The sequence below is a fragment of the Streptomyces sp. NPDC054841 genome (genome assembly GCF_053611045.1).
In genome coordinates this window covers 1-5454 of record NZ_JBSGZO010000528.1, presented here as the reverse complement: position 1 = coordinate 5454, position 5454 = coordinate 1, and the positions used below count along the sequence as shown (strand labels likewise).

At 70.9% G+C, this 5454-nt stretch carries 4 protein-coding genes and 2 pseudogenes; 5 read left to right on the top strand and 1 reads right to left on the bottom strand.

Features of this window, described 5'->3' with window-relative positions:
• Nucleotides 1-29: 29 nt before the first annotated feature.
• Nucleotides 30-191, bottom strand: a pseudogene (locus ACWGI8_RS38465) (choice-of-anchor Q domain-containing protein); the annotation flags it as partial.
• Nucleotides 192-657: 466 nt separating this feature from the next.
• On the opposite strand from ACWGI8_RS38465, the gene ACWGI8_RS38460 reads away from it, so the two are divergent.
• The 5 genes and pseudogenes from ACWGI8_RS38460 to ACWGI8_RS38440 all read left to right on the top strand — a co-directional run.
• Nucleotides 658-1866: a sedoheptulose 7-phosphate cyclase gene (locus tag ACWGI8_RS38460; protein ID WP_453668082.1), complete on the top strand. Its 1209-nt coding sequence runs from the start codon at nucleotides 658-660 to the stop codon at nucleotides 1864-1866.
• The gene (locus ACWGI8_RS38455) at nucleotides 1863-2639 is read left to right on the top strand and encodes an SDR family NAD(P)-dependent oxidoreductase (RefSeq protein WP_453668081.1); all 777 of its coding nucleotides are present in this window, start codon (nucleotides 1863-1865) and stop codon (nucleotides 2637-2639) included. The genes ACWGI8_RS38460 and ACWGI8_RS38455 overlap by 4 nt, the downstream gene beginning before the upstream one ends.
• Nucleotides 2640-2692: 53 nt before the next feature.
• Complete coding sequence (locus ACWGI8_RS38450) at nucleotides 2693-4222, top strand: GMC family oxidoreductase (protein WP_453668080.1); 1530 nt, start codon at nucleotides 2693-2695, stop codon at nucleotides 4220-4222.
• 13 nt (nucleotides 4223-4235) lie between these two features.
• Nucleotides 4236-5276 (top strand): Gfo/Idh/MocA family protein, encoded by a 1041-nt coding sequence (locus ACWGI8_RS38445; RefSeq protein WP_453668079.1) that lies wholly within the window; start codon nucleotides 4236-4238, stop codon nucleotides 5274-5276.
• Nucleotides 5273-5454, top strand: a pseudogene (locus ACWGI8_RS38440) (MFS transporter); the annotation flags it as partial. The gene ACWGI8_RS38445 and the pseudogene ACWGI8_RS38440, both read left to right, overlap by 4 nt.

The following is a 5454-nucleotide window of genomic DNA, read 5'->3' as shown; positions in this document are numbered from 1 at the left end:
ACGGCGGCGCCTACGTCAAATGGAGGCGTCTACCAGGCCCCACCGGGCGCCGACGCCAATGACTGCGTTCGCACACCGGGCGATCGGACACGGCACGGGGCCTCGCTGGTGGACAACGGTGCCAGGCCCTGCGGACGCGTGATGCCTCGCTGGTCAGTGGCGGGGCAACCGTCGACGGCCGGGCTGCCAGGTGACGTCCGCGATGTTACCGGCGGTTATCCATCCGGCCCGCCCGATTCGACGGAACCTGCGTGTCTCAAACCCTGGGAAGCAACGGTGGATTTGACGGTGAGATATGCCACATGAGCGTTAGTCAAACCGTATACGAACTCCAGTCGCTTGCCGGGGTTTCACCCTCGCCGGAAGCAGTGCCAACCGAATTGTTTCGGCCTGCGGCGCCGAGGGCGGGCACTCCGCCCCAAGCGAATTCCGGGCCCGGCGAGCCGAGGAGGGGTGCCTTTCAGGTCACCGCGCGGGTCGGCGCCACGGTCGATCAGAGAGGGGCCGAGAGCAACAGAGCCGAACCATCTCGCCCGTCAGAGCGCGGGACAAAGCACGCCATACTACACAGGATTCTCGATTTGCTCCGCTCTGACCTCGCTGTATGTTTCATGGTGCAACAAACCGAACGCTGTGTCAGCGAGGGGGAGAACCACCATGAACGGCGCCACGCGTCAGCAGAGTTGGAAGATCCAGACGGAATTACCCGTCGAGTACGAGATAGTCGAATCCCATGGTCTGCTGAATCCGGAGAACCCCGACCTCCTCACCATTCCCGGTGGCGGTCGCGGTGCGGGCACGCGACTCGTCGTCCTCGACCATTCCGTTGACGAGTTGTACGGCACTGAAATTCGTTCCTACTTCTCGGAGAATGAAGCAGGGGTCGACTATTTGACGCTTCCCGGCTCGGAGGAGAACAAGTCCATCGAGCGCGTCCTGGAAGTGGTCAACAAGCTCAATGAGGTCGGCACCAACCGCCTCAGCTCCCCGCCGATCGTCATCGGCGGCGGCGTCGTGGCCGATGTCGTGGGGCTCGCCGCGAGCCTCTACCGGCGCGGCATCCCGTTCGTCCGGGTGCCCACCACCCTCCTTGGCCAGGTCGACGTCAGTGTGGCCGCCAAGTCGGGCATCAACTACGGCGGGTACCGCAACCGTCTCGGTGCCTACACCCCTCCCCCGAGGACGCTGATCGACCGCTCCTTCCTCGCCACCGTCCCCGGCCGGCAGCTGCGCAACGGCATGGGCGAGATCTTCAAGATGGCCCTGATCAAGGACCTGCGCCTGTTCGAGCTCCTGGAGGAGTACGGCGCGGAGCTGATCGGGACGCGCTTCCAGGACCCGGAGCCCGGCAGCGAGGGCCTGGCGGGAACCGTGGCCGACGAGGTCATCGGCCGGGCCATCGCGGGAATGGCCGAGGAGCTCCAGCCCAATCTGTGGGAGAAGGACCTCAAGCGGTCCGTCGACTACGGACACTCGTTCTCGCCCCTGGTGGAGATGCGGGCCCTCCCCGAGCTGCTGCACGGCGAAGCCGTGGCCATGGACTGCGTCTTCTCCGCGCTCATCGCCGCCGGCCGGGGCCTGATCGACGACGGCCAGTTCGAGCGCATCGTCGCCGTGGCACGGCGCATGGGGCTCGAACCCTCGCACCCGCTCTTCTGCGACGTGGAGCTGGTCCTGGAGGGCCTCGCGGATACCGTGCTGCACCGCGACGGCATGCAGAACCTGCCGATCCTCACCGCGATCGGCGAGGTGTGCTTCCTCAACGACGTGACAGACAACGAGATCGAGCAGGCCTGCGCGGGCATGGGCCGCCTGCTGGGCACGGACGCCGGCCGACCCGGGCAGTGCGTCGGGGCCGACCGATGAGCAACGGCACCGATGGCCGTGACCTGCGGGAGAAGGCGGTCGTGGTCGTCACCGGCGGCAGCGCGGGCATCGGCAGGGCGTCCGCCGTCGCGTTCGCCGAGGCCGGACTGCGCGTCGTCATCGCAGCCCGGAGCGAGGAGCGCGGCGCCGAGGCCGAGCGCGAGATCAGGACGCGGGGAGGCGAGGCGCACTTCGTCCGCTGCGACGTCACCCGCCCCGGCCAGGTCCACGACCTGTTCGCACGGGCCGTCGAGCTGTACGGCAGGGTCGACTACGCCTTCAACAACGCCGGTGTTCCCGGCGACGGACGCCTCGCGGACCTGTCGCCCGAGGACTTCGACCACGCCTTCGCCGTCAACACCCGGGGGCTGTGGCTGTGCATGCGGGAGGAACTGCGGCTCATGTCCGCCCAAGGCAGCGGCAGCATCGTCAACAACACATCGGTGCACGGCATCCGCACCGTCTTCCCCGGCATCGGCGGCTACGTCGCCTCCAAGCACGCCGCGGTGGCCCTGACCCGCGTGGCGGCGATCGAGCACGCCCACGAGGGCATCCGTGTCAACGCCGTCGCCCCGGGCCCCATCGAGTCCGACATGCTGGCCGCCTCCGAGGCGGCCGTCGGCGGGGCGACGACCTGGCGCGGCCTGATCCCGTCCGGGGAGATCGGCACCCCGCGCCAGGTGTCCGCCGTGGCGCTGTGGCTGTTCTCCTCCGCCTCCTCGTACGTCAACGGGCAAGTCATCGGCGTCGACGGCGGATTCCTCGCGACCTGACGCCCCGACACCCCCCCCCCCCACCCCTGTTCAGTGGAGCGAAGGACACACCCATGGAAAGCTTCACCACCTACGACTACGTCGTGGTCGGCGCGGGCGCGGCCGGCAGCGTCGTCGCCGCCCGGCTGAGCGAGGACCCCCGTCGGCGGGTCCTGCTCCTGGAAGCCGGACCGCCGGACACCGACGCGCGCATCGCCCGGCCCGCCTCCTGGCCGTCGCTGCTCGGCGGCGAGCTGGACTGGGGCTACCGCACCGTGCCGCAGGCCGCCCTCGACGGCAGACGTCTCGCCTGGCCCCGCGGCCGGGTCGTGGGCGGATCCGGCGCCATCAACGCCATGGTGCACATCCGGGGCGCCGCCTCCGACTTCGACGCGTGGCAGCGCTGGGGCGGCGACACCTGGAACGCGCGCCACCTCGTACCGTACCTGGAACGTCTGGAAGGCCCCGCCCACGCGGCGCCGTACGGCAGCCTTCCCGTGGCGGAGAACACCGAACCCCATCCGTTCGCCGCCGCGTTCGTCGAAGCCGCGCAGAAGTACGGGCTGCCGGGCAACCCGGATTTCAACGCGGGCCGGCAGGAGGGCGTGGGCCTCTACCGCACCACCCGCACCGCCGCCCCCGGCGCGCCTGCCCACCGCGGCAACACCGCCCGCACCCATCTGGGGCCCGCTCTCGAACGCCCCAACCTCACCCTCGTGACGGACGCGGCCGTCCACGGCCTCCTGCTGGAGGCCGGCCGCGTGACGGGCGTAAGGCTCCGGCACGGCGGCACGGTGACCTCAGTCCGCTGCACCACCGAGGTCGTGGTGTGCGCGGGAGCCGTCGCCGCCCCGCAGCTGCTGCTGCTCAGCGGCATCGGCCCGGCTGCCGACCTGGTGGCGCTGGGCATTCCCGTGGCCGTCGACCTGCCCGGCGTCGGCTCCAACCTCCATGACCACGTGCAGGTTTCGCTCGCCTACGACACCACCGAGGGCCACCCCGTCGCCGACTCCTCCAACCTCGGCGAGGCCGGGGGCTTCGTATGCCTCGACAGCGCGTCGGACGCGCCCGAGGTGCAGCTGTCCTTCGCTCCGATGAAGGACCTCAACAACGCGGCCCGCCTCGGCCACGGCTTCACCATCGGTCCGGGCGTCACCCGCCCCTTCAGCCGCGGCAGGCTCACCCTGGCCTCCGCCGACCCCGACGAGCATCCCCTGATCGACCCCGCCTACCTCACCCACCCCACCGACCTCGACGTCCTGGTGGAGGGGGTGCGCATCGCCCGCGACATCGCCGCCACCGACCCGCTCGCGAGCCTGACCAACGGTCGCGCACCCCTCAGCGCGACGGCCACCCGCCGCGAACTGGAGGCGTTCGTGCGGGCCAACGCCCAAACCCAGTTCCACCCGGTCGGCACCTGTCGGATCGGCCTCGACGGGGATGTCGGCTCGGTCGTCGACCCGAGGCTGCGGGTGCGGGGCACGAGCGGCCTGCGAGTGGCCGACGCCTCCGTCATCCCGAACATGATCACCGGCAACATCCACGCAGCCGTGGCCGCCGTCGCCGAACGCGCGGTCCGGTTCATCCAGGAGGACGACGCATGAGGCAGGACCACGCATGACGGCACACGACGAGCGGAACAGCACCCTGCGCTGGGGTGTCCTGGGCGCCACCTCCTACATCGCCACCCACCTGATGCCGGCCATCGCCGCGACACCCGGCTGCGCGCTGACGGCCGTCGCCAGCCGCCCCGAACGGGCGGCCGCCGCAGCGGAGCTCGGCCGTGCCTTCGGCGCCACCGCCCACCCGGACTACGCGACGCTCCTCGCGGACCCCGCCATCGACGCCGTCTACATACCGCTGCCCAACACCGAACACGTCGACTGGACGCTGCGGGCCCTGGCGGCCGGCAAGCACGTCCTGGTCGAGAAGCCCATGGCGATGGACGAGGACGGCTGCGCACGCGTCGAGAAGGCGGCCGAGGCGGCGTCGCGCACCGTCATGGAGGCGTTCATGTACCGCTTCCACCCCCAGCAGCTGCGCGCCGCCGAGATCCTCGCCTCCGACGAGATCGGCGAACTACGGCTCGTACGGGCTTCCTTCGCGTTCCGCATCGAGAGCGGCAGCGGCAACATCCGGCTGGACCCCGCCCTGGGCGGCGGAGCCACCTGGGACGTCGGCTGCTACGCCGTCGACGTCCCGCTGCTGTTCTTCGGGGAAGCTCCCCGCCAAGTGAGCGCCCGCTTCAGCAGCCGTCCCGGCCTCACCGTGGACTCCAGCGCGGTCGCGACGATGGACTTCGGGCAGGGGCGCTCCGCGGTCGTCGACTACAGCATCGACTACGGCCCCCGCGCCGCCTACGAACTCCAGGGGACCCGCGGCACCCTCATGGTGCGCAACGCCTGGGCCATGGACGGTGAGGACGGGGTCATCACCGTCCTCACCGAAGACCGCGTCCGCGAGGAGACCGTCCCGGCGGCCAACCACTACCAGCGCCAGGTCGAAGCCTTCGCGCGAGCCGTGCGCGAGGGAGCGCCCGCCCCGATGTCGCTCACCGAGTCCCGGCGCACGGCCCGGGTGGGCAGCGCGCTCGCGGCATCCGCCGCCGTCGGCGGCGCCGCCGTGGACACGTCGGACGACGCGTCGGAGGACCGGTGACCCCGACGAGTCCACCGTCGGCCACCCGCACCCTGACGGTCTGCGTCGCCTCCGTCGGGGGGCTGCTCTTCGGCTACGGCACGGGCGTCATCGCCGGTGCCTTGCCGCTCGTCACCGCCGAGTACGGCCTGTCGTCCTGGGCCCAGGGCGCCGCGGTGTCCGCCGCCCTGCTGGGAGC

Excerpts from the sequence above, each read along its gene's own strand:
- ACWGI8_RS38460 (WP_453668082.1), top strand. The coding sequence starts at position 658 with ATGAACGGCGCCACGCGTCAGCAGAGTTGGAAGATCCAGACGGAATTA.
- ACWGI8_RS38455 (WP_453668081.1), top strand. The coding sequence starts at position 1,863 with ATGAGCAACGGCACCGATGGCCGTGACCTGCGGGAGAAGGCGGTCGTG.
- ACWGI8_RS38450 (WP_453668080.1), top strand. The coding sequence starts at position 2,693 with ATGGAAAGCTTCACCACCTACGACTACGTCGTGGTCGGCGCGGGCGCG.
- ACWGI8_RS38445 (WP_453668079.1), top strand. The coding sequence starts at position 4,236 with ATGACGGCACACGACGAGCGGAACAGCACCCTGCGCTGGGGTGTCCTG.